This is a genomic window from Phnomibacter ginsenosidimutans (genome assembly GCF_009740285.1).
Lineage (GTDB): Bacteria > Bacteroidota > Bacteroidia > Chitinophagales > Chitinophagaceae > Phnomibacter > Phnomibacter ginsenosidimutans.
Genome location: NZ_CP046566.1, coordinates 1330705 through 1354301 on the forward strand (window position 1 = coordinate 1330705; position 23597 = coordinate 1354301).

At 44.5% G+C, this 23597-nt stretch carries 21 protein-coding genes and 5 tRNA genes; 22 read left to right on the forward strand and 4 right to left on the reverse strand.

The features are described from left to right. Position 1: 1 nt before the first annotated feature. Together GLV81_RS05655 and GLV81_RS05660 are read right to left on the reverse strand one after the other, a co-directional pair. Positions 2-1027, reverse strand: coding sequence for a glycosyltransferase family 2 protein (locus GLV81_RS05655; protein ID WP_157477610.1), 1026 nt, complete (start codon positions 1025-1027; stop codon positions 2-4). Between the two features lie 18 nt (positions 1028-1045). Beyond that, positions 1046-1636, reverse strand: coding sequence for a riboflavin synthase (locus tag GLV81_RS05660; protein ID WP_157477612.1), 591 nt, complete (start codon positions 1634-1636; stop codon positions 1046-1048). 102 nt (positions 1637-1738) lie between these two features. On the opposite strand from GLV81_RS05660, the gene rpsU reads away from it, so the two are divergent. The 13 genes from rpsU to nusG all read left to right on the forward strand — a co-directional run bounded on the left by rpsU (position 1739) and on the right by nusG (position 7003). Further along, entirely contained in the window at positions 1739-1936 is a 198-nt protein-coding gene (gene rpsU / locus GLV81_RS05665) for a 30S ribosomal protein S21 (protein ID WP_157477614.1), read from the forward strand. 67 nt (positions 1937-2003) lie between these two features. Beyond that, positions 2004-2903, forward strand: coding sequence for a tyrosine-type recombinase/integrase (locus GLV81_RS05670; RefSeq protein WP_157477616.1), 900 nt, complete (start codon positions 2004-2006; stop codon positions 2901-2903). Positions 2904-3056: 153 nt separating this feature from the next. Beyond that, positions 3057-3353: a ribosome hibernation-promoting factor, HPF/YfiA family gene (gene hpf, locus GLV81_RS05675; protein ID WP_157477618.1), complete on the forward strand. Its 297-nt coding sequence runs from the start codon at positions 3057-3059 to the stop codon at positions 3351-3353. Between the two features lie 231 nt (positions 3354-3584). Then, positions 3585-4046 carry a hypothetical protein gene (locus GLV81_RS05680; RefSeq protein WP_197428970.1) on the forward strand — a complete coding sequence of 154 codons (462 nt, stop codon included), beginning with the start codon at positions 3585-3587 and terminating at the stop codon, positions 4044-4046. A 116-nt stretch (positions 4047-4162) separates the two neighbouring features. Then, a tRNA-Thr gene (locus tag GLV81_RS05685) sits at positions 4163-4235 on the forward strand. A 78-nt stretch (positions 4236-4313) separates the two neighbouring features. Continuing rightward, a tRNA-Tyr gene (locus tag GLV81_RS05690) sits at positions 4314-4399 on the forward strand. A gap of 106 nt (positions 4400-4505) precedes the next feature. After that, positions 4506-4578: transfer RNA gene (locus tag GLV81_RS05695), tRNA-Gly, on the forward strand. 88 nt (positions 4579-4666) lie between these two features. After that, a tRNA-Thr gene (locus GLV81_RS05700) sits at positions 4667-4741 on the forward strand. 112 nt (positions 4742-4853) lie between these two features. Next, positions 4854-5576 carry a GTP-binding protein gene (locus GLV81_RS21670; RefSeq protein WP_425500010.1) on the forward strand — a complete coding sequence of 241 codons (723 nt, stop codon included), beginning with the start codon at positions 4854-4856 and terminating at the stop codon, positions 5574-5576. Further along, the gene (locus tag GLV81_RS21675; protein WP_425500011.1) at positions 5497-6042 is read left to right on the forward strand and encodes an EF-Tu C-terminal domain-related protein; all 546 of its coding nucleotides are present in this window, start codon (positions 5497-5499) and stop codon (positions 6040-6042) included. The genes GLV81_RS21670 and GLV81_RS21675 overlap by 80 nt, the downstream gene beginning before the upstream one ends. 84 nt (positions 6043-6126) lie before the next feature. After that, positions 6127-6197 (forward strand) — tRNA-Trp (locus GLV81_RS05710). A gap of 28 nt (positions 6198-6225) precedes the next feature. Continuing rightward, entirely contained in the window at positions 6226-6420 is a 195-nt protein-coding gene (gene secE, locus GLV81_RS05715) for a preprotein translocase subunit SecE (RefSeq protein WP_157477622.1), read from the forward strand. 34 nt (positions 6421-6454) lie between these two features. Then, positions 6455-7003, forward strand: a complete 549-nt coding sequence (gene nusG / locus GLV81_RS05720) for a transcription termination/antitermination protein NusG (protein WP_157477624.1) — start codon at positions 6455-6457, stop codon at positions 7001-7003. Positions 7004-7138: 135 nt separating this feature from the next. On the opposite strand, the gene GLV81_RS05725 is transcribed toward nusG, so the two are convergent. Then, positions 7139-7636 carry a DUF2911 domain-containing protein gene (locus GLV81_RS05725; RefSeq protein ID WP_157477626.1) on the reverse strand — a complete coding sequence of 166 codons (498 nt, stop codon included), beginning with the start codon at positions 7634-7636 and terminating at the stop codon, positions 7139-7141. A 131-nt stretch (positions 7637-7767) separates the two neighbouring features. Continuing rightward, positions 7768-8520: an SGNH/GDSL hydrolase family protein gene (locus tag GLV81_RS05730; protein ID WP_246186271.1), complete on the reverse strand. Its 753-nt coding sequence runs from the start codon at positions 8518-8520 to the stop codon at positions 7768-7770. A gap of 79 nt (positions 8521-8599) precedes the next feature. Here GLV81_RS05730 and GLV81_RS05735 point away from each other — a divergent pair, with 79 nt between their 5' ends. The 9 genes from GLV81_RS05735 (at position 8600) to GLV81_RS05770 (ending at position 23362) form a co-directional block, all read left to right on the forward strand. Then, complete coding sequence (locus tag GLV81_RS05735) at positions 8600-9832, forward strand: NADP-dependent isocitrate dehydrogenase (protein ID WP_157477628.1); 1233 nt, start codon at positions 8600-8602, stop codon at positions 9830-9832. Positions 9833-9928: 96 nt separating this feature from the next. Beyond that, positions 9929-10276 (forward strand): alpha/beta hydrolase, encoded by a 348-nt coding sequence (locus GLV81_RS20025; RefSeq protein ID WP_246186272.1) that lies wholly within the window; start codon positions 9929-9931, stop codon positions 10274-10276. A 39-nt stretch (positions 10277-10315) separates the two neighbouring features. Then, positions 10316-10732 carry an alpha/beta hydrolase gene (locus GLV81_RS20030; RefSeq protein ID WP_246186273.1) on the forward strand — a complete coding sequence of 139 codons (417 nt, stop codon included), beginning with the start codon at positions 10316-10318 and terminating at the stop codon, positions 10730-10732. Between the two features lie 86 nt (positions 10733-10818). Then, positions 10819-11907, forward strand: coding sequence for an acyltransferase family protein (locus tag GLV81_RS05745; RefSeq protein WP_157477630.1), 1089 nt, complete (start codon positions 10819-10821; stop codon positions 11905-11907). Positions 11908-12054: 147 nt separating this feature from the next. After that, complete coding sequence (locus GLV81_RS05750; protein WP_197428971.1) at positions 12055-15222, forward strand: WD40/YVTN/BNR-like repeat-containing protein; 3168 nt, start codon at positions 12055-12057, stop codon at positions 15220-15222. Between the two features lie 459 nt (positions 15223-15681). Further along, complete coding sequence (locus tag GLV81_RS05755) at positions 15682-17145, forward strand: hypothetical protein (RefSeq protein ID WP_157477635.1); 1464 nt, start codon at positions 15682-15684, stop codon at positions 17143-17145. Continuing rightward, positions 17132-18271, forward strand: a complete 1140-nt coding sequence (locus tag GLV81_RS05760; RefSeq protein WP_157477637.1) for a T9SS type A sorting domain-containing protein — start codon at positions 17132-17134, stop codon at positions 18269-18271. The genes GLV81_RS05755 and GLV81_RS05760 overlap by 14 nt, the downstream gene beginning before the upstream one ends. A gap of 521 nt (positions 18272-18792) precedes the next feature. Continuing rightward, positions 18793-19518, forward strand: a complete 726-nt coding sequence (locus GLV81_RS05765) for a hypothetical protein (RefSeq protein ID WP_157477640.1) — start codon at positions 18793-18795, stop codon at positions 19516-19518. After that, a complete protein-coding gene (locus GLV81_RS05770) occupies positions 19478-23362 on the forward strand; it encodes a T9SS type A sorting domain-containing protein (RefSeq protein ID WP_157477642.1) in 3885 nt (1294 codons plus the stop codon). The genes GLV81_RS05765 and GLV81_RS05770 overlap by 41 nt, the downstream gene beginning before the upstream one ends. Positions 23363-23597: the final 235 nt, after the last annotated feature.

A 23597-nucleotide genomic window follows, 5' to 3' on the forward strand; every position in this document is an offset into this window, starting at 1 on the left:
TTTAAGGCTTGTAAAAGGCTGATGTTTGGCGATGTTTCTTCACAAAGTGCTGCCATACAATACTGCCTCTGTAGCGGCCCGGTCCACGAAAAGATTGTCGGTGGCCAGGCCATTTTTGGCTGCCTGGCATTACGAGCCAACTTAAAAATGCGCCCCACGCTTTTATAACAGATAATGCATTGCTGCTATTGTTGCTAAGCAGCATTTGCAGCGCAGCTGCCATGTCTAAGCCAAGGCGTATGGGTAGTAGTAAAACCAACCAACTGATGGGCATATTTCTGGTAAGCATAATCAGATTATTGCGAAAGTTGAACCAGGTTTTGCGAGGGCTTTCTTTGGCCAAACTACCGCCACCCAGGTGGTACACAACTGCATTTCCGTTATACCCAACTGTCCATCCATTGTTGAGTGCTCTCCAGCACAAGTCTATCTCTTCATTGTGCATAAAAAAGAAAGGGTAGAAGCCGCCCAAACCATCAAACACTTTTTTACGTACAAGCATTGCCGCACCCGATGCCCAAAACAACAATTGCTCATCGTTATATTGTCCATCATCTTTTTCAACAGACTCAAACAAACGACCGCGGCAAAAAGGATAACCCAGCATATCCATTAACCCGCCACCGGCACCAGCGTATTCAAAATATTGTGGGTTTTTGTCTGCACAAATACGTGGTTGTATAAAAGCCATATCGGGTTGGCGTTCCATACTGTCTGTGAGGGGGTGCAAAAAGCCGGGTGTTACAGCCACATCTGTATTGAGCAGTAAAATATAGGGTGCATCAATGTGCTGTAAGCCCATGTTGTAGCCCTGTGCAAAGCCGCCATTCATTGGGTTTACAACCAATTTTACCTGTGGAAAATGCTGTTGCAAAAAGGCTACTGAGTCATCGGTAGAGGCATTGTCTATTACCCAAATGCTATGGTTGGGATAAGTAACGTTGAGTACACTTGGCAAGTAAGTTTCCAGATGCTTTCGCCCGTTGTAATTGAGCAGTGCAATGGCTACATGTGGATGGCTTTGCATGAGTAACAGCTTCTTAGTTTATACGCCAAGTTCTTTCCAGCGGGCAAGATATTTTCCTACCATATCAAATTCAATATTCACTGTGTGGCCAGCTTGCAGGTGCTGCATATTGGTATGCGCAAAAGTGTAGGGGATGATGGCTACAGAAAAAAGATTGTCGACCAAATTAAACACCGTAAGACTGATGCCATTCAGGCAAATACTTCCTTTTTCAATAATGAGGTGGGCAAATTGTTGAGGATAACTGAAGGTAAACAGCCAGCTGCCATCCTGATTGCTTACTGATTCGCAGGTGGCAGTGGCATCCACATGGCCTTGCACCAAATGGCCATCGAGGCGGCCGTTCATTGGTACGCAGCGTTCGAGGTTGACCGTGGTGCCTGCCTGCCAATGACCAAGGTTTGTTTTGCTGAGGGTTTCTGCAATAGCGGTAACGGTATGGGTGCCATTGGCCACATTTTCAACTGTGAGACATACACCGTTGTGGCTCACACTTTGGTCGGTTTTGAGGGTATGGCTCAAAGAACTTTCGATGGTAAAAGTACTGTTGGTGCCCGTTTGGCTTACTGCCACAACGGTTCCGGTGGTTTCTACAATGCCTGTAAACATAGTTTCGTCAAACTGTTTCAACAAAATTGCAGGAAAAGGTTGGCTGGTAATGAAATAATCCTATTTTTGCGCCCTTAAAATTACCAAAGGGGGTATCATTCCATGTTAATCATTGATTCGAAAGACTGCGAAAACATCGACAAGGCACTCAAGAAGTATAAGAAGAAATTTGAACGTGCCAAAACGCTGACTCAATTGCGTGAACGTCAAAGCTTTACTAAGCCTTCTATTAAGCGTCGTGCTCAGGTACTGAAGGCAGTTTACAAGCAGCAGATTGCCAGCGGCAAAATCGAAGCATAATTTACTCGGATAAACCGATTAATATTCTATAGCCATAAGGGGTATACCTTTATGGCTATTCTTGTGTATGGATGTATCAACCGCGATAGCCCGTTTTCTTGATTATTTAAAATTCGAAAAGCGTTATTCAGCGCATTCCATTCAGGCATACCAGCATGATTTAGCACAGTGCAGTTTTTTTCTGCAACAGCAGTTTGATGTAAGTACAGATGTGGCTGAAATCAGTACATCCATGATTCGCACCTGGCTGGCTCAGTTAAAAGACGATGGCATGGAGGCCCGTACCATCAACAGAAAGCTGAGTGCATTGAAATCCTGGTTCAGGTTTATGCGCCGCCAGCAATGGTTGAATACCAATCCACTTGCCATTATCAACGGGCCGAAAGTGCCCCGCAAGCTGCCTTCATTTGCCAACGAAACGGAGATTGATAAACTCTGGAACAACATTGTGTATCCTGATACATGGCTGGGCTTTACGGAAAAAATGATACTGGAGTTGTTGTACCAGACCGGCATGCGTAGGGCAGAGCTGATCAACCTCAAAGAAAGTCAGGTAGACAGCGGGCAGCGGGTACTGCGTATTTTGGGCAAAGGCAATAAGGAAAGGCTGATTCCGGTAAGCCCTTTGTTGCTGGCGCATTTGGCGCAGTACATGGCCGAAAAAAGAAGACAACTGGAAACGCCGGACACAACTTATGTGCTGGTAAATGAAAAGGGCAAGAAGTTAACGCCACATATTGTGTACCGAACGGTGGTTAAGTATCTTGGAGAAGTGTCGTCATTGGCCAAAAGAAGTCCGCATGTGCTACGGCATAGTTTTGCAACACACCTGGCCAATGCCGGGGCTGATCTTAATGCCATCAAAGAATTGCTTGGCCATAGTAGTTTGGCTGCCACGCAGATTTACACCCACAACAGCATCGAAAAACTGAAAGATGTACATCGTCAGGCGCATCCCAAGGCTTAAAATATAGTGGGCTTAAAATTTCCTCAATTAGTAGATGGGGTTTCGTTTTTTACAATTGAAAAGTTGTAACTTCCAGTAAAATCAAAGCCTATGTAGTATCCAACGGATCGTCCTGATTAGTTCTTTATTTATTCACTTAAAATTGAGTTGTTTATGACCTTGAACATCCAATCTGTGCGGTTTGATGCAGACGAAAAACTGATTGAACACGTGAACAAGAAAATCGCCAAACTGAGTACCTATCACGACCGCATTATTAAAGTAGATGTATTTCTTAAACTGGACAATGTAGTACACACCATCAAAGACAAAGTAGCAGAAATCAAAGTCACCATTCCTAAAAACGAGGTATTTGTAAAATCCAGTAGTAAATCTTTTGAAGAGTCATTTGACAACGCATTTGAAAGCGTTTGTACACAGATAAAACGAAAAAAAGAAAAACTTGCCTAACATTTTACAAAAGCCCCGCCTCCAAAGCGGGGCTTTTGTATGAATCATGAATACATGCCTTTCTACTTTACATCCCCATTCTTTTTCTTGATTATATGCTGCTGTTGTAGTTGGTCCTGCAAGCAGCCTTCGGCAGCGGAAACCTTTTTGAAAGCTACAAGCAAACCTATCATCGCAGTGCAAATACTGCCGTTGGATGATGCGGATACAGCTGCCCTTCAATTTTTGAAAATGGCAATAGCAGACAGTTTAGATGTGCCTGTTGAAATTTTACCGGCGTCCACCATTCCAGCAAATGCATGGTATGCAGCCCGCAAACGCTACTGGGCAGATAGCATTTTGCACTGGATGAAAAAAGATGCCCGCTTGCCGGGAGAAAAGCGGCTGGCAATAACCGGGAAAGACATTGCCGCTACAACCATCAAACAATACAATTGGGGAGTGATGGGGTTGGCACATCAGCCAGGAAGCGTTTGTGTAGTGTCTGATTACAGGTTGCATAGCGCTTCAACCACGGCAGAGCAGCGTAGGCACAAGCTCCTTAAAATAGCATTGCATGAACTGGCACATACCAGCGGATTGCCACATTGTAAGCAGCCCAATTGCCTGCTGGCAGATGCGGAAGGAAAGGACAAAACCAAACAGCTGAGTGGCTTTTGCCATAGCTGTAGAAAGCACTTAATGGGGCAGTAAAAAAGTTTTTTCCATTTTTTTTTGACGTATACCTAATTCGCTTACTTTTGCCATCCCGAAAAAACGGGGTAGTTCTTTGTTCTGAATTGCAGCATCGCTGGAAATTCAACAGAAACGCCACTTTAGCTCAGCTGGTAGAGCAACTGATTTGTAATCAGTAGGTCGTTGGTTCGATTCCGACAAGTGGCTCATTTGAAGTGTGGAAAACAGAGTTTGCAGTGTGGTTGAATACAACTTACTTCGCGGCTCGTTTATCTGGCTTTACAAGGGCAGTTTCCAGAGCGGCCAAATGGGGCGGACTGTAAATCCGCTGTCTTTCGACTTCGGAGGTTCGAATCCTCCACTGCCCACCACTCAACAAGAGAATGTAACAATTGACTTCAGTCAATCTGTTGCATTTTTTGCTGAAAAAAGTTCTTTTGAGAGTTGAAGCACGAAAGTGTTTTTACTCAAGCTTCTGCGGGAGTAGCTCATTTGGTAGAGCGATAGCCTTCCAAGCTATAGGTGGCGAGTTCGAGCCTCGTCTCCCGCTCACCGAACAGTTGACAACAGGCAATTGACAGGTTAGATGCAGTTTAGAAACTGTATAATGTCAGCAGTTCGTTGTCATCGGTTGAAAAGCCGTTGTAGCTCAGTGGTAGAGCACTTCCTTGGTAAGGAAGAGGTCGTGAGTTCAATTCTCATCAACGGCTCCACTACAATCCGGTTGAAAACACAGCATAGCTGTATGATTTTCCGGTTTCCAAGTTTTTAATTTCCGGTTCGCCGGCTGTTAGAATAAATAAACCACAACAAAAACAAATAAAAATGGCAAAAGAGACCTTTAAGAGGGAAAAACCCCACGTTAACGTAGGTACTATCGGCCACGTTGACCACGGTAAAACCACCCTTACCGCTGCCATCACTAACATCCTTGCTAACAAGGGTTTGGCAGAAAAAAAGGGTTATGATGAAATTGATGCTGCTCCCGAAGAAAAAGAGCGTGGTATCACCATCAACACCGCTCACGTAGAGTACCAAACAGCTAATCGTCACTATGCTCACGTTGACTGCCCTGGTCACGCTGACTATGTGAAAAACATGATTACTGGTGCTGCACAAATGGACGGTGCAATCCTGGTTGTGGCTGCTACCGATGGTCCTATGCCTCAAACTAAAGAACACATCCTCTTGGCCCGCCAGGTAGGTGTTCCTAAGATCGTTGTGTTCATGAACAAAGTAGACCTGGTAGACGACCCTGAGTTGCTCGAACTGGTTGAAATGGAAATTCGTGACCTCCTCAGCTCTTACGGTTTCGACGGTGACAACACTCCAATCATCAAGGGTTCTGCTACAGGCGCCCTGGCTGGTGAAGAAAAGTGGTTGGCTGCTATCGACGAACTGATGGAAGCTGTTGATACATACATTCCGCTGCCTCCCCGCCCGGTTGATCAGGGCTTTCCTGATGAGCGTGGAAGACGTATTCTCTATCACTGGTCGTGGTACAGTTGCTACCGGTCGTATCGAACGTGGCCGTATCAAAGTTGGTGAAGGTGTTGAAATCGTAGGTATGATGCCTGAGAAACTCACCTCTACCGTTACTGGTGTAGAAATGTTCAAAAAACTCCTCGACGAAGGTGAAGCTGGTGACAATGCTGGTCTGCTCCTCCGCGGTATTGAAAAAACTCGGATCCGTCGTGGTATGGTAATCTGCAAACCAGGTTCTATTACTCCACACACTGAGTTCAAAGGTGAAGTTTACGTACTGAGCAAAGAAGAAGGTGGTCGTCATACTCCTTTCTTCAACAAATACCGTCCTCAGTTTTACTTCCGTACTACGGACGTAACTGGTGAGTGTGCTCTGCCTGCAGGCACTGAGATGGTAATGCCTGGTGACAACACTTCTCTGCACGTTACATTGATTCAGCCAATCGCTATGGAAAAAGGTCTGAAGTTCGCTATCCGCGAAGGTGGCCGTACCGTAGGCGCTGGTCAGGTAACTGAGATCATCAAGTAATAATCAAGTACGAAGTACGAGGTACGAAAGCAGAAGTTGTACAAAACTTCTACTTTCGTTCTTCAACCCTCGTACTTCTTTTTTACGGGCATAGTTCAATGGTAGAATAGCGGTCTCCAAAACCGTTGATACGGGTTCGAATCCTGTTGCCCGTGCTTCTTTTCGCGAAAAGCACTCTATTGTATGAAAAAAATTGGCACCCATTTTCAGGAAAGTTACCACGAGCTGGTAGAAAAAGTCACCTGGCCAACGTGGAACCAGCTGCAGCAATCAACTGTAATTGTACTCGTTGCTACATTGCTGATTACCGCTATGGTATGGGTAATGGATATCGCCTCTGAAAATCTTCTCAAACTCGTTTACTCATTCTTTAAGTAATGGATACACCAACTACACCTCAGGTAGACACGAAGTGGTATATGTGCTGCGTGTGGTAAGTGGCAAGGAACGTTCTGTAAAAGAATACCTTGACAAAGACGTGGTACGCCAAGGCTGGGCCGACCGTATTGTACAGGTTTTTCTGCCCATGGATAAGGTGTATAAAGTGCAGAATGGTAAAAAGGTAATGCGGGAAAAGAACTTCTATCCTGGTTACGTTTTTATGGAAGTGGTTGATGGTAAGCTGAACGAAGACATGATTCAGCATATCAGCAATATTTCCAACATCATGCACTTCCTTACAGATGGAAAAGGTTCGAAAGGAAAAATCATTTGCCTCCGCAAAGCCGAAGTAAACAAAATGCTCGGCAAAATGGATGAAATGAGTGAGCAGGGCATCACCATGAGTGAACCATTTATTGTAGGCGAAACCATCAAAATCATCGACGGTGCTTTCAACGACTTTAATGGTGTAATTGAAGAAGTAAACGATGAAAAGAAAAAGCTGAAGGTGATTGTAAAAATCTTTGGCCGCTCTACTCCAGTAGAACTCAACTACATGCAGGTAGAAAAACTTAGCTAAGACTCTTTTGTCCAACTATATAAAGCCGGAGCTCATGCTTCGGCTTTTTTTATTGTATAAGTTTTAAAGTGACCAACAAAGAACACGGACTGTGTCAAAAAACAGTCCGTATTCTTTACTATCTACTAAAACTACTTAAAACTGCAGTTGCACTTCCACTTTTGTTTGGTCCCAGGCAATGGTCATGCTACTGCTGCTGAGGGTAATGGTGAGTTGCTCTGTTACATCAGTAGTTGTTTGAGCAGGCACTTTTACTTCCAGCACATTTTTGTCTTTAATCTTATCGTAGTTGTAAGCGCCCCACTGCTTCAGTTCGCTGTTGAGGATAACGGTCCATTCACCTTTTTCAGGAACAGTGAAGAGGGTATAAGTGCCGGCCTTCACGGCTTTGCCGCCAAACATGCCGTCTTTTTTGAAGGTAATTTCTGTGGCTTCATTGGCTCCTGTGCGCCATACTTTGCCAAATTTTTCCAACTCGCCAAAAATCACCCGGCCTTTTTTAGAAGGACGGCCGTATGATACGCTTACATCTGCACTACTCACGGTTTCACGAGGGCTGGCAGGTTTCTTTTCCTGTCCAAAACAACTGGTCATAACTACGGCCAGGCTGGCAAACAATAAAAACTTCTTCATGGGATTTTTCTTTTGATGAATGAGAGATGAAAACTAAAACCTTTCCTGCATTGCTGCACATAAATAATGCCAAACAGGGCCGATTGGTTCATGAACGGAAAGCGTTGGGCCTACTTCTTTTGGCCAAAGCATCAGCGCAGCACGGGTGCCATGGCATCGGCCAGTAGTGCCGCCCACTTGGCATATTCCTTACCACTGGGGTGCAGGCCGTCGCCGGCAATGAGGCTGGCATCTGTGCGGCCTTCGCGGCTACCCGGTGTAATGTCGATGTACACAATGCCTGCGGCCAGTGTAATTTCTTTGTTGATGCGGTTGAATTCATCAATCTCCCGGGCAATTTTGGCGGTATCGGCGTTGCGGGCAAATGGGGTAACACTATAGTCGGGAATGCTGAGTACAAACACCCTGTTTTTGCGGTTGCCGGCCAGCCGTATGGCCTGCTGCAGGCAGCTGCTAAACTGCTGCCGGTATTCCTCCTGACTGCGCTGCTGGTATTGGTTGTTGACGCCAATCAACAAACTTACCACATCGAAGTTGGCGGTTGGGTTTTGAGTTTGAATGGCATTGAGCAAAGCACCGGTTGTCCAGCCGGTTTGAGCAATGTATTGTGGCTCATTCAGCCGGTAGCCACGGCTGTTGAGAATAGCCACCGCCTGATGAGGAAATCTGGAATCTACCGCCACACTTTGGCCAATGGTATAGCTATCGCCCAGTGCCAGGTAGTTGAGTTTGGCAAGGGTAGGCAGCGTGTCGGGAGGCGGCACTACCACATTGGGGCCAGTGCCGGCACTCCGCTTGGTGCAGCCCGCAAACGATGCCGCAATCAGCGTTGGAAACATGGCCAAAATGAATAGCCCAAACAGGTATCTTTGTTGCCCTTTCATTGAAAAAATTCGTAATGCTGAAATAAGATATTCTAACAGCAGTAATTACGAGCAGAACCTACAAAAAGTTTATACAGCTATGGCAGAAAAAATTAAAGTAGCCAATCCTGTGGTAGAACTCGATGGCGACGAAATGACACGCATTATCTGGAAGTTCATCAAAGACAAACTGATTCTTCCTTACCTCGACATCGACATTAAATACTATGACCTGGGCGTGGAGTACCGCGACCAAACCAACGATCAGGTAACAGTGGATGCCGCCAACGCCATCAAAGAATATGGTGTGGGTATTAAGTGTGCTACCATTACCCCCGATGAGGCCCGTGTGAAGGAGTTTAACCTGAAGCAAATGTGGAAGAGCCCCAATGGTACCATCCGCAACATTCTGGACGGCACTGTATTTCGTGAGCCCATCGTAATCAACAACATTCCCCGCTTGGTAACAACCTGGGATGCTCCCATCATTGTTGGCCGTCATGCATTTGGCGACCAGTACCGTGCCACCGATTTTGTAGTGCCCGGCAAAGGCAAACTCACAGTGAAGTTTGAAGGTGAAGACGGCCAGGTAATTGAGCATGAAGTGTTCCAGTTTAAAGGCCCGGGCGTAGCCATGAGCATGTACAATGTGGATGAAAGCATTAAAGGCTTTGCCCGCAGTTGTATGAACATGAGCTTACAGAAAGGCTGGCCTTTGTACATGAGTACAAAAAACACCATCCTGAAAAAATATGATGGTCGATTCAAAGACATCTTCCAGGAGATTTACGACAACGAATTCAAAGCGCAGTTTGAAGCAGCGGGCATAACTTACGAGCACCGCCTCATTGATGACATGGTAGCCAGTGCCCTGAAGTGGAACGGCAACTTTGTATGGGCTTGTAAAAACTACGACGGCGACGTACAAAGCGATACCGTAGCACAAGGTTTCGGCTCACTCGGTCTCATGACTTCTGTATTGGTTACGCCTGATGGCAAAACCATGGAAGCAGAAGCTGCACACGGTACCGTAACCCGCCACTACCGCGAACACCAAAAAGGTAAGCCAACCAGCACCAACCCCATCGCCAGCATTTTTGCGTGGACACGTGGTTTGGCTTTCCGTGGTAAGCTCGATGGCAACGATGCCCTCATCAACTTTGCCAATGCACTCGAAGCGGTGTGTATTGAAACCGTTGAAAGCGGCAAAATGACCAAGGATCTTGCCGTATGTATTCATGGCAATAAGGTAAATCATGGCGAACACTATCTGTATACAGAAGAGTTCCTCGATGCCATTGACAGCAACCTGCAAGCCAAACTGGGTGCTTAATTTATTGCAATAGTCATTATTTGTAAACGGTCTGTACCAAACGGTGCGGGCCGTTTCTTTTTTTGTACAGGTGGCCACTGGTTGTATTTTCAGTGCATGAAAAATATTTGTTTCTGGTTGTTGTTGTGTTGCAGTTTTTCCGCCTTTGCACAATCCAATTATCATACAGTAGCTAATCTGTCCTATTATCCAGAAGACACAAAGCAGGATGCTTACCAGGCATCGCAATGTGTACTTGATGTATATTATCCCGTGGGTAAAAAAGAGGTAGCTACCGTTGTGTGGTTTCATGGTGGTGGCATTACCGGCGGCAAAAAGGAATTGCCCAAAGCCTTGCAGGAAAAGGGTTACATAGTGGTAGGTGTTGGCTATCGATTATCGCCAAAGGTACAATCACCTGCATATATTGAAGATGCTGCTTGCTGCAGTAGCATGGGTGTATAAAAACATCAGTCGCTTTGGTGGCAGCTCAAAAAGATTGTAGTGAGTGGTCACTCGGCAGGAGGTTACTTGGGCATGATGATAACGCTGGATAAAAAGTATTTACAGGTGCATGACGTGGATGCGGACAGCATTGCTGCGTTGGTGCCATTCAGCGGGCAGGCCATTACGCATTTTACCATTCGAAAAGAAAACGGCATTGCTGAAAAGCAACCCACAATCGATTCCATGGCACCGTTGTATCATGTGCGGCCTAATTCACCACCCATTACCCTTATCACCGGCGACCGCAACAAAGAGCTATTGGGCCGCTACGAAGAAAATGCGTACCTGTGGCGAATGTTGCAATTGGTAGGCCACAAGCAAGTGCAGCTGTTTGAGCTCGAAGGTTTCGACCACGGCACGATGGCAGAGCCTGCTTTTCCATTATTACTACAAGTGCTGAAATCCTTGCAATAAGACGTCGTATTATTGAAGATTAAAATTCAGTACAATGTATTGTATTGGTATGGACTTTTTGTATGCAGTATAATTGAGTAAGAAAGATGAAACGACATTATCCTTGGTTAGATTTAGTAAGATTTATTGCCGCTTTTGCGGTAGTGGCAGCACATTACAGGGCCGATTTTTTTGTGGATTACAGCGAATTGCCAAAGCATCAGCAAAACATATTCACCACTGCATTTTATTTGGTTACCAGATTGGGAGATGAGTCTGTATTGATTTTCTTCGTGTTGAGCGGGTACTTAGTTGGCGGCAGGTCGCTTGAAAAAATATTGAGCAATAAAGTGGATATTACAAGATATGCCATTGATAGAGTCGTCAGAATCATTACTCCTTTGTTAGCCTCTGTTTTATTAGTGGTGCTGATTGATTTGATAATTGGGAAACCGATTCCGTATATCGATTTATTAGGCAGTCTTTTTTCTGTACAGGGAATTTTTACTTCATTTCATTATAACTATCCGGTTTGGTCATTGGCATATGAAGTATGGTTTTATGTGTTTATGGGTGCAGTTATGGTCATTACCCGCGGAGTAAAACGCTGGAGTATATTATTCGCATTTGTATTACTGGCCATTATATTGCTAATATTTACGAAAGAGTTTGAAGCAAAGTATTTATTTGTTTGGCTGATAGGCGCTTTCGCATACTTTATACCGGCATCTGCTAAGCCCTCAATCTTTAAAAATGTATTCTGGCTATTGATGTTAATGGCGGCTGTTGCACTGTCTCAGCTTACAGCCCCAACGAAAGCGGTAAGCCTTGGCATTTCATTTTTAAATGATAGTGTAACAACCATTTTACTTGCTGTTATTGCATCTCTTTTTATTCGGCAACTTATTCAAAGTCAGCCAACGAATAAGCTGGCCATACAAATAGATAAAACCGGAAGCAAACTAGCAGATTTTTCCTACAGTTTGTACTTAACTCATGCTCCTGTCATATCACTGTTGTCGTACCTGGGTGTCACCAAAAGTGAGGCCATTAGTACTGGAAGCATGGGGGTATTCGCCTTCACTATAGCCATTGCTTTACTAATAGCCTACCTGGTTTATCTTTCCTCAGAAAAGCACACGTCATTCATAAAAGGGAAAATCAGAAATTGGGTTTTGAAGGAATCATTAAAGTAAACTTTTGCAAAGCGAACCAAATTTTACAACGAACTCATTTTCGATCCTGATTTCTGATTTACAAGCATTTTCGATTTTTCATTTTTAATAAAGCACATGAAAATCTTACTATTACTTGCTGCGTTGACTTTAAGTCAATACATGGCAATGGCTCAAAGGAAAAAGCCTGCCGTTGCAGTGCAACCAACTGAAAATGTTGCATTAAGCCAGTCAACGGCTGCTGAAGATTTGCGGTCTGTAAAGTTTCGCAGCATCGGGCCATTTCGTGGTGGCCGGTCTGTTACTGCCACAGGCGTAAAAGGCAATCCACAGGTATACTATATGGGTACAACTGGTGGCGGTGTTTGGAAAACAGAAAATGCCGGGCAAACCTGGTTCAATATTTCTGACGGCTATTTCAACACAGGATCTGTTGGTGCAGTAGCTGTAAGCGAAAGCGACATAAATGTAATATACGTGGGTATGGGAGAGCATGCACCCCGTGGTGTAATGACCAGCTACGGTGATGGCGTGTACAAAAGCACTGATGCAGGCAAAACCTGGAAGCATGTGGGATTGAAAGCAACGGAGCAAATCAGCTGGATACGGATTCACCCCACTAATCCTGATATTGTATACGTAGCAGCGCAGGGCAATTTGTATGGCCCCAACCCGGAGCGGGGCGTGTACAAATCTGTTGATGGCGGTGCTACATGGAAGCAAGTGTTGTTTGTTGACAATAGCACTGGCTGTGCCGATTTGGATATTGACGTCAGCAATCCAAGAGTGTTGTATGCCGCCATGTGGGATCATCAGCGCTATCCTTGGGAAGTACGTAGCGGCGGTAAAGGAAGCGGTTTGTACAAGAGTGTAGATGGTGGTGACACCTGGGATAAAATTGAACAAGGCATTCCTAAACAATTGGGTAAAATGAGTGTGAGCATTTCCAGAGCAAACCCCAATAAAGTGTATGCCCTGATTGAAAGCGACTGGGACAAAGAGCAAGGTGGCTTGTACATCAGCAACGATGCAGGTGCTTCCTTTTTTCAGGCCAGTAAAGATCACCGCCTTACACAACGGGCTTGGTACTATGTAGAAGTATTTGCGGATCCGCAAGAAGAGAATACGGTGTATGTATTAAACTCACCGGGTTTAAAATCGGTGGATGCTGGTAAAACATGGACCAATATTCGCGGTACGCATGGCGATTACCATCAGTTGTGGATTAACCCTGCTAACAACCAAAACCAAATTATCGCCAATGATGGTGGTGCAGCGGTCACCTTCAATGCTGGTGGCAACTGGAGTACGCAAAACAATCAGCCTACTGCACAGTTTTATCGCATCAATGTAGACAATCAGTGGCCGTATCATATTTACGCTGGTCAGCAAGACAATACCAGTGTAAAAATCATGAGCAATAACCCCGCCGGTTGGAGCATCGGTGAAAGAGAGTGGACTTACAGTGCTGGTGGTGAAAGTGCGTTTCTGGCTTTCGATCCCAACAACCCACGTTGGGTAATGGGTGGTAGTTATCAGGGCACTATCGAGCTGCTGGACACAGATGCCAAAGAAGGAAAAGGCGTGATGGTTGCACCAATCCAATATCAGGCACTCATGCCTAAAGACATGAAGTACCGTTTCAACTGGAATGCGCCGATCATTTACAGCATGCACGAAGCCAACACGTTTTATCATGCAGGCAATGTGTTGTTTAAAACCAGCGATGGCGGTAAAACATGGGCTGCTGTTTCACCAGATCTTACCCGCAACGATAAAAGCAAGCAGGGCATGAGTGGTACACCATTTACCAACGAAGGTGCTGGTGGCGAAAACTATGGCACCATTGCTTATGTAACGGAATCAAAGCATGAAAAAGGCGTGATGTACACGGGTAGCGATGATGGTTTTGTACAGCTCACCAAAGATGGTGGCACAACCTGGAAGAACGTTACTCCTGCTAACCTGGAAGAGTGCCTCATCAATAGTATTGAAGTATCGCCACACGATAAGGCGACTGTATACATTGCTGCTACTACCTTCAAGTTCAATAGTAAGCAGCCTATTTTGTACAAGTCGAATGATTATGGTACTACGTGGACAAAAATCGTAAGCGGCATTCCTGATGGAGCTTACACCAGAGTGATTCGGGAAGATGATACCCGCAAAGGCTTGTTGTTTGCCGGCACCGAAACAGGTTTGTATGTTTCATGGAATGATGGTGCCAACTGGCAACAGCTGCAGTTCGGATTACCTGTTACGCCTGTAACAGATTTGCGGATTCATCATAACAATCTCATTGCTGCAACCATGGGCCGTTCTTTCTGGGTGTTGGACGATTTACACATGTTGCGTCAATACAAAGGACGTGAATCTGCCAACAGTTTCGCTATTTACAAACCCAACGATGTAATACGCACCAGCTCGGGCAGCATGCTCGATGGCGAATACGATCCGGCAGCAAAGGAAATAGGTGCTGCTACACTTAGTGCTGGTGTAAATGCTGCGAGTGGTGTAGTCGTGTATTATCAGTTGCACGAAGATGTGGCAGATTCGGCCACCTTGTACCTCGACGTGATTGATGACATCGGTAAAGTAGTTCGGACTTATTCTTCCAAAGCCGATCCGGAGTTTGTGTCATTCCCCGGCGGGCCCGATGCTGATCCCGTATTGCCTGCCAGCAAAGGTTTGCACCGCTTTGTGTGGGATTTGAGATACCCAACTTTAAAAGGTGTGCCAAGAGTATTTATTGAGGGCAGTTATCAGGGACGCAAAGTGGCGCCAGGTGCGTACTTGCTGCGGTTGCGTATGGGTAGCAAAGAAGCAACGACCCAAGTACGTGTAATGCCTCATCCAAAAATTACAGCCACCAAAGCTGAGTATGCCGAGCAGCAACAATGGCAAAAGAAAGTGGAAGATGATATCAACGACATTCATCAGTCGGTGCTGAATATGCGGAAAGTGCGGCAGCAAGTAGCAGGCATCAACGAACGTCTGGCTAAAAATGCGGCGCAAAAAACCTTGTACGACCAAGGCCAGGCCATTGTGAAAAAACTGCAGCAGTGGGAAGATGAACTGGTACAAAACAAGGCTCAATCCAATGATGATATCATCAATTTTGTAAACAAACTTTCTGCCGACTACATTTTCCTGCGTGGCGAAATGGACACCAATATTCCTTATGTAACCAAAGGACAAAAGGAGCAGTTTGATGCCATGCATGCCATTTGGGAAAAGCAAAAAGCAGCCATGCAGCAAATGCTGGCCAATGAAATATCAGCCTTCAATAAATTGTATCAACAGGCAGGGTTGCCGGCGGTCTTAATACCGAATTAGTAAATTATAGAAAGAGGAACACTTGTTGTTCCTCTTTCTTTTGCCCCAATACCTGCAGGTGAAACCATGACATACGTCAGGTTTTGCAACATTGATGAGCAGGAACTTTGTTATGGTTTTTGATTGTAAAGCTGTGTACGGGCCAACTACAAACATTGGCTAAAATTATTTTGGAAGGAAATGATAAAAGTTATTTTTTCGCACACTTTTTGCGTCATGCAAAGATGATTTGCCCTTATTGTCCCCTCTGAAAGAAAGAAAATCCTAGAGGTAAATCATGTTGATATCATAGGTTTCTGTACGAATTATGATACCTGCTATGCTATTGATAAATAGGATAGTAAGGCTTGTTGTCTGCTTCATTGTAATGAGGTAGTTAACAGGGTTTGTATTTATGAAATTGCAAAAGAGTTGAGTATCAGAATGATTTTCCATCATCGGCAAACTCAACCTTTCAATATGAAAAAATCGCTACTCAACCCTTTCTTTTTATGGCCTTTCGCCCTTGTGTTGTCTTCATTAATGCTGGTAGTTCCGGCTTATTCGCAACAGGTTTTTGATGCCAACTTTGCCAATATTGATTTTTTGGCTGCTAATAAAGTGCACAAAGTTGGCACAAATGGCAGTGCCGCAGGAAATATAACGCTCTACACCAATGTGATTACTATTGGCAGTCAGCAAATCGATTGCATTGTAACTACAGTAAGTATATCTGGTGGCACATTCACATTGCCCGGCAGTGCTGCTGGCGGAACTATTCCATTTGATTATTCATCATCAACCGGTACCGGCATGTCGGCAAACCTGGACCGATATTTTGCGCCTACTTTTAGTTGGGATGTTGCGGGAGGAAGTTGTAAGTTTCTTTTCCAGTTTATATTGGGTGGTAGTTACAACAACACTACCAATACGGGCACCAATGTCATCTTGCAAAATGTATATCTCAATACTTACGACATTGACGGAAATGGTGGTACCAATTCAAATCAGTACAATGATTTTGGTGAATTCAATTCGGCTCAATTATTAACTGGCACGGGCAGCAATATTATTGTTTCATACAGTGCAGCAACAGGCTTAACCAGATTTAGATCAAGTACAAATGCCAATACAACTGCTGTAACAGCCGATGCAAACCGAATCAGGATTATTTATACTACAGTCAGCCATTTTGAAATTGTAGTGGGGGGCGCCAATGGTGCAGCTTATTATTTCTTAGATATTGGCCAAGGGCCGGTATGGACAACAACGCCTACTACTTTATCGGTTCCGGTGCTCGATTTGAATACGGGCACTACAGGTATCGATAATACCGGTAGTTTTTGTAAAGATCCGGTTTCTATTACCGCAGGAGCAACAAATCTTACCGGCACCGTAGGCACCATCAGTGCCATCGACTTTGTGTTCGAAAGAGCTACCATTTTGAATGGTACTCAGGAGATGTTTATTCCGAACAGTCCTGCCAGCAGTACTGATACTATTAAGTTAGGCTTTACTTCAAACAGTACTCAAAACTTTACATTAAGTAGTGTTACCTACAATGTGGCTAAAATTGCTGGTGGTACTGGTGTTGATACAATTAGAATTACGCCAACTTCAGGCACATTTACCACCGCACAAGTAGAGGCGATGTTGGATGCGATGAAGTATTACAATGGCCGGGTGCCTGCATCGAGCGGTACCAGAAACTTTGAGATTACTGTATTGGAAGGAGCATATAAATCTGTTCCTGCAGTTTTTGCAGCATCATTTGGTTGTCCTCCATTAAACATCAGTGGTAATGTATACAATGATGCTGATGGCATGACAGACAATCAAATAGACGGAACAGGAAGTAACGGAGGTGGAACATATATCAATCTTGTATCAGCAGCCGGGTACGTACTGTCCAGCAAAGCTATTGCTGCAGATGGTACTTTTTAGTTTCGCTACTGCAGATGGTATTCAGCCATCGTCTTCTTATACCTTAATTCTGTCTTCATCTTCTCGGGCTTATGGAAGTAGCTTAAGTACATATAGCGCCATATCGGGTTGGGCAAGTGTTGGTGAAAAAAATGGAACAGGTACCGGCAATGATGGAACGGTTGACGGTAAACTCAGTGTTTCCATTGTCAGCACTGATGTAAGCAATGCCATATTAGGAATGAACCAGTTGCCAATATCGGATAATAAAACAGATAATGTCGGCATTCAGTTATCGCTTGGGCGTTTGTATGAGTTAGATAATTTTCCCTTGAGTGGGAGCGACCCCGAACTTAGCCCGACTGCTAATAGTGTAAGCACTGGCGCAACTTTTGTGATTAAAACAATACCTGCGCCAGCCGATGCTACATTGTTGTACAATGGAGTGCCTGTAACTGCCAATACAACGATTAGTAATTATGATCCATATTTATTGGCCATCCGTTTTAATGATATCAGCAAAACATCAACAAGTTTTACGTACGCATTGGTTGATGCAGCAGGGCAGGAAGATGCGACACCCGCAACGTACAATATCAACCTGCTGTATACATTGCCGGTTACGGGTTTCACCTTAACAGGTCAGCTCGTCAATAATATCATTCAATTGAAATGGGCTACTCAAACAGAAATCAACAGCAAAGCATTCATAGTAGAACAAAGTACGGACGCCATTCATTTTACAGCGGTGAGTAATGCTATAGCAGCAAGCGGAAATTCAACACAAATACAGCGTTATCATTGGAGTGGGTCTATAGCAGGTCAACCCTCAATCTTGTATTACCGGGTGAAGCAAATGGATGTAGATGGAAAAATGAGTTACAGCAATGTGTGGCAGTGGCGCAGTCAGCAACAACTGATTTCGCAACTCAATGTTCATCCTAATCCTGCACAACAAAAAGTGTATTTGCAAACGAATCTTTCAAAAGCACAATTGAAAATAATAGATGGACAGGGGAGGATTGTAATGCAACAGCCATGGGTGCAACCAGCTCCGTTGCAATTGAATACATTGAAACCAGGTTATTATACAATTATACTTCAAGCTGAAGATGCCATACAAACAGCCAGGTTGATGAAGTTGTAGCAGTATTGAAAGTGTAGACCCGAGGTAAGATGCTAGCCAATGAATCTTGCCTCGGGTTTTAAAGACCTGTTTCGTTGAAAAGGATACTTTTATTTTGACAGTACAATGTTTTATGATTTCTGTCATTAAGTCGTTCAATCACTCATTTTACATTTATGTAAATGATTTTGTAGTCTGAGATAGGCCATACATTATACTACAAGGACTGTCGTTGTTTGTACTATAGGTATTTTGTTGGTATTGAAAGTTGTGCTTTTTTTGCTAGTTGATTGTTCTTTTGTCAAAGAGATTTATCCTGTACCTGAGGAAAGAAAGTAAATGATAAATCTCTCTTATGAATACTTTTTTACACGCTACAGTGTGCAAAGACTCTGATGCCGATGCCACTATTTTCGGTCGGCCTGGCGTCATTTTTATTCTATCAAGTGTGCAATGTTTTCAAGCTTATGGCTAAGGCCTCAGTCTGAATATTTGTCTATATCGTTTTCTTAGTTACCTCTCCCATACCTCAAATTCATTTTATGAAACTCCAGAAAAAAATCAGCACGTTAGTGCTTTTGTTGCTGTGTACCTACACAGTTTTGGCACAAACGCCCGGCTTGATTTATAAGCCCGCTGGCAATGCCTTAGGTAAGTCAATACTCGATCCTAATGGTGATGGATTTACATCGTTGACAACTGCTGGTTTTTCCGGCACGGATTACGGAAGCAATAGCGAATTGCGCATGATACCCTTGCCAGTGCTTGGCGGCGAACCTGTAGGTGATCTTACTTCCGGCGGTGCGGGTGGTTTTACAGATATCGCCAGTTTTGCGAGCAACCAGCAGTCTTGTTACATCCTCAAAAAAAATGTGGGGGGCACCGATTATTTAATCATTCGTTTCCGACAGGGTGGCAATGCTACTTCTTCCAAAGGATTTTCATTTTTGATGGACATCAACAATACATTTGGTACCTGGAGTGGCAACAATCCGGGGTTTGAGAGAGAAGTGGTGTTGCAGACAGGTAGTAATGGAATTGTAGCCGTGTATGAGCATACGCAATCCACTACTACGCTTACGCAATCTTTTCCTATTGATAATTATTGCCAACGTTCCATAGCGTTGAGTACGAACAACAGCGATAAAGATTATTTCCTCGATTTCTTCATTCCATTCAGTGCATTAAACGTAACGACAGAGCCTGTAAGGATTGCAGCTTGTTACATTGATAAGTGCCGGCAGTGGTATTACAGGTACGGTATCTGATTTTAATGGTGTGGATGACCGCTTGTATGGCAACGATAGAACCGCAATAGCAAAAGCATTGATTACGGCTTTTCCGGCAACACCGTTGTCTGATCTTACAGATGGATATACTTATCCTGCAGCTGTGAGTCAAACGCCGGTTGTAAATGCTGGCATTAATAGTGGTAGTACAAGTATTAGTGGTACCAGCAGCGAAGCAGACGGTACTACTATCAACGTTTACAAAAATGGTACGCTGATAGGTACCACTACCGTTAGTAGTAATACATGGACGTTATCCGGTGTATCGGGTTTGGCAGCTGGTGATTTAATTACGGCTAAAGCTACTGCCAGTAGCAAAACTGAATCTGCTGCTTCAGATGCGGTTACGGTTACTGCTGCCCCCATTTGTTATACGGCAGTTCCTACAATTACTTCTGCCACTAATACAGGTGCTGCTTATCTCACCATCACCTGGAGCTGGCCTGCAGGTGTTACCCCTGTTGCAAATAGCGTACAAGTAATTGCATATAGCCTTACGGCAAATAATGGTACAACCTATACTGCAATTAATGCAACACCTGCGCAATACATGGGCGTAACGGGCACTATGCAATATTCGTTAGGTTCTTCGGGTGCTGTAAAAGGAGCATATGTAGCAAAAGTGATTTACAATGGATGTACTTCCGGATATTCATCCACTGCCATTTATGGAAATTCATCTGATGGTTTGCCTACAGTAGCCCCTTCTATAACTACTACGCCTGTATATGCCAATGTCGGTTCAACAAGTATCTCGGTAAAAAACAATGATGCCAGCACGGCTACTTTGTACATATATGTAAATGGTGTTTTGAAAGGAACTTCAGGTACTACTATTGCATCGGCTGCGTCTACTTCATTTTCTATCACCGGACTTATAGATGGTGATAGATTGGAGGCAAGGGCTTTAGGTACTACAACGAACCAAATGTTGTCGCCATTGTCAACTGCTGTTATTGTGCAGGCATCGGCTGTTGCTACCACTGCACCAGTTATTACAGGTGCTTACATTGCTGGTAGCGGCAAAACAGTGACAGGTACCAGCACGGAAGCCGCAGGTACGGTTATTACATTATACGCAGGTACTACATTGTTGGGTACAACTACTGTAAATGCTTACGGCACATGGTCTGTGAGTAGCTTAACGCTTTCTTCTACAGCACCAGCAAATGCGTTGACAGCCTATGCCAAAGCCACTGGTAAAACCCTGAGTGCTGTCAGCAATACAGTAACCGTTGCTGCATCACAACCTGCCGCCCCAAGCATTACAGGCAGCTATGTAGTAGGTGGTACCAGTGTATCGGGTACAGCACCCGTGAGTGGCACCATTACAGTGTATGTTGATGGCAGCCCTGTGGGTACTACAACCGGTACCAGCTGGTCACTTACAGGTCTTGCTGCGGGCCAATTGTATAAAGGCGCAGTCATTACTGCTACCAATACTGTTGGCGGAGTCACCAGTCCATTGTCTGCTGCTGTAACAGTTACCGGTGTTACTAGTTTTTTAATTACCAATACGCTGGACGCCAGCATTGGTACACAGGTAGCAGGTGTGTCATTTCCCATAAAGATTGTAGCGAAAGATGGTGCTGCTGGAGCAGGCAATACATTCACGTCATTTACTGGTAAAGTGGTACTCTCCAGTACTTCAACCATTACAGCTGGTGCAGGAGAAACCATTGGCTTTACAGCTGGTGTGTTAACCCCACAAAACATGACGCTGACAACAGCTGGCATCAACAAAACCATTACTGCAGTGAGTGTTGATGATCCTACAGCAACGGGTGTTGCCACACTTGCTTTGATAGCGCCTAACGTGCAATATCATTTGGTATTGAATGCTCCTGCAGATATTGTAGCAGGTCAAAGAGCAGCGTATACCGTGTCACGTACAGATGCCTATGCAAATGCTGTTACCACAGGTGCATTGACTGTTTATCTTTCTGTAAATGGAACTACCGGAACATTCTATGACGCAGCCGTTGCAGGCAACACTATTACCAGTGTGGTGATTCCAGATGGTCAGTCGAGTGCTTCATTTTGGTATACCGCTACTAAAGCAGATGGCTATTCAGTAACGGCATCAGATGCCTTGCTGCCAGATGGTGATGTGGGCTTACATGATGATACAGACGCTATTAATGTAACTGCGGGTGTTGCTAGTAAATACATGATTACTTTGTCAACTGCGGCAGTATTTAGTACTACCATTCCTGTAACAGCTCAGTTAGTTGATGAATATGATAATCCTGTATCAACGGCAGGGCAAACGGTTACATGGAGTTCGACCAATGGTGGAAGTTTTTCAGCAGCTACCAGCGTCACAGATGCCAATGGATTGGCAACAATTGATTTGACTGTTGCTTCACTCATTGGTACTACACATGCTGTAAGCGGTACCACCAGTTCCATTACGGGCACTGCTAATGTATTGGTGATTGCAGCAGCGGTAGCACCAACTGTAGTTACCAATGATGTGCGGAAGGTGCAATCTACCGCTGCAATTTTGGGTGGCAATATTACCGCTGATGGCGGGGCTGTTGCCACTGCTAAAGGCATTGTTTACAGTACTTCTGATAATACACCGGTGCTGGGTGAACCGGGCGTTACAACAGTATCAATGGGAAGCGGTAATGCGGCTTTCCAGCAATCTGTAACCGGGCTTACTTTGGGTCAACTTTATTATTACAGGGCTTATGCTACCAACATTGCAGGTACTGCTTACGGCGACGTAAAATCATTTTCAGCTGCTTGTAACGGATCTGAAGAGGGGCAGTTGGCTATTCATGAAGATGAATCAACCATCACGGTTCAAATAGACAGTAACTATTTGGCTACAAGTGTCAATTGCCGCACTCTGGCATTGGTTCGTCCGAGTGGTGCACAACCTGTAAGTGGATTAATTGATGGCAAGGTTTGGGTAGGGAACACAGCAGGTAGTTATGGCGGAGTACCGTATGCACCTCGTACCTATCAAATAACGCCGAGAAGCAATGCTGCAACAGCTACGGCTGTGGTAACCCTTTACTATACTCAGGATGATTTTGACAAATACAATCTTACCTACAATGGCAGCGACTTGCCTTACAATGCAGCAGATGCAGAGGAGTTGAAAGATAATATTCGTATTTACAAATACAGTGGTACCAGCAGCGATGGTAGCGGACATCCATCCACTTATTCGCAGCCGGGTATACAAATTACGCCAACCGCAGTTGTTTGGAACGCAACCATGAGTCGTTGGGAAGTAACTTTTAATACCAGTGGTTTTAGTGGTTTCTTCCTGGGCAATGATCAGTTTTTGTTACTGCCTGTTACGCTGAGTCAGTTTACAGGCAAAGCAACGACATCAGGCAATCAGCTTAGCTGGACAACCGGTGCAGAGGTAAATGCAAAAGAAATGCAACTGGAAAGAAGTGCAGATGGTGTAAGGTTTAGCAGCATTACAACTGTTGCTGCCAAAGGCGCAGCGGCTACGTACAACTATACCGATAGTAAAGTGTTGGGTGTACAATACTACCGTTTGAAGTTGATAGACAAAGACGGAAAATACAGCTACAGTCAGGTGATAAAACTGCAATCAGTTGTAACGGCCGGATTCGTGTTGCAAGTATATCCAAACCCTGCCAGTCAATCTGTTCAGTTGAATACAACTTGGAATGCTGGTATTGTAAAAGTGTACAACATGCAAGGGAATGTGGTGCTGCAGCAAAATTGGAAACGAGGCGAATCAGTAAACATAGCCCGTTTGGCAGCAGGTACGTATGTGATAGAGCTTCAAAGCAATGAGGGAATAGCGAAGGAGAGAGTGGTAAAACAGTGATGATACACACTCACTCTGGTGATTGAGAAAGGCGGCAGTCCGGCAACGGGCTGCCGTTTGTGTATCCGCATTAACCTATGCAGATAATCTGACATATATCAGTTTTTTCTTGAAACAATAGACTCAATTTTATAGCAAGGACAGGCTAACGATGTGGACTTATTGAAATAATTACAGCCCTTAATCGTATCAGCTACAACGGCTGCAGTAATGCAGCCGTTCTTTTTGCCCCTAT

Excerpts from the sequence above, each read along its gene's own strand:
- GLV81_RS05655 (WP_157477610.1), bottom strand. The coding sequence starts at position 1,027 with ATGCAAAGCCATCCACATGTAGCCATTGCACTGCTCAATTACAACGGG.
- GLV81_RS05660 (WP_157477612.1), bottom strand. The coding sequence starts at position 1,636 with ATGTTTACAGGCATTGTAGAAACCACCGGAACCGTTGTGGCAGTAAGC.
- rpsU (WP_157477614.1), top strand. The coding sequence starts at position 1,739 with ATGTTAATCATTGATTCGAAAGACTGCGAAAACATCGACAAGGCACTC.
- GLV81_RS05670 (WP_157477616.1), top strand. The coding sequence starts at position 2,004 with ATGGATGTATCAACCGCGATAGCCCGTTTTCTTGATTATTTAAAATTC.
- hpf (WP_157477618.1), top strand. The coding sequence starts at position 3,057 with ATGACCTTGAACATCCAATCTGTGCGGTTTGATGCAGACGAAAAACTG.
- GLV81_RS05680 (WP_197428970.1), top strand. The coding sequence starts at position 3,585 with ATGGCAATAGCAGACAGTTTAGATGTGCCTGTTGAAATTTTACCGGCG.
- GLV81_RS21670 (WP_425500010.1), top strand. The coding sequence starts at position 4,854 with ATGGCAAAAGAGACCTTTAAGAGGGAAAAACCCCACGTTAACGTAGGT.
- secE (WP_157477622.1), top strand. The coding sequence starts at position 6,226 with ATGAAAAAAATTGGCACCCATTTTCAGGAAAGTTACCACGAGCTGGTA.
- GLV81_RS05725 (WP_157477626.1), bottom strand. The coding sequence starts at position 7,636 with ATGAAGAAGTTTTTATTGTTTGCCAGCCTGGCCGTAGTTATGACCAGT.
- GLV81_RS05730 (WP_246186271.1), bottom strand. The coding sequence starts at position 8,520 with ATGAAAGGGCAACAAAGATACCTGTTTGGGCTATTCATTTTGGCCATG.
- GLV81_RS05735 (WP_157477628.1), top strand. The coding sequence starts at position 8,600 with ATGGCAGAAAAAATTAAAGTAGCCAATCCTGTGGTAGAACTCGATGGC.
- GLV81_RS20025 (WP_246186272.1), top strand. The coding sequence starts at position 9,929 with ATGAAAAATATTTGTTTCTGGTTGTTGTTGTGTTGCAGTTTTTCCGCC.
- GLV81_RS05745 (WP_157477630.1), top strand. The coding sequence starts at position 10,819 with ATGAAACGACATTATCCTTGGTTAGATTTAGTAAGATTTATTGCCGCT.
- GLV81_RS05750 (WP_197428971.1), top strand. The coding sequence starts at position 12,055 with ATGGCTCAAAGGAAAAAGCCTGCCGTTGCAGTGCAACCAACTGAAAAT.
- GLV81_RS05755 (WP_157477635.1), top strand. The coding sequence starts at position 15,682 with ATGAAAAAATCGCTACTCAACCCTTTCTTTTTATGGCCTTTCGCCCTT.
- GLV81_RS05760 (WP_157477637.1), top strand. The coding sequence starts at position 17,132 with ATGGTACTTTTTAGTTTCGCTACTGCAGATGGTATTCAGCCATCGTCT.
- GLV81_RS05765 (WP_157477640.1), top strand. The coding sequence starts at position 18,793 with ATGAAACTCCAGAAAAAAATCAGCACGTTAGTGCTTTTGTTGCTGTGT.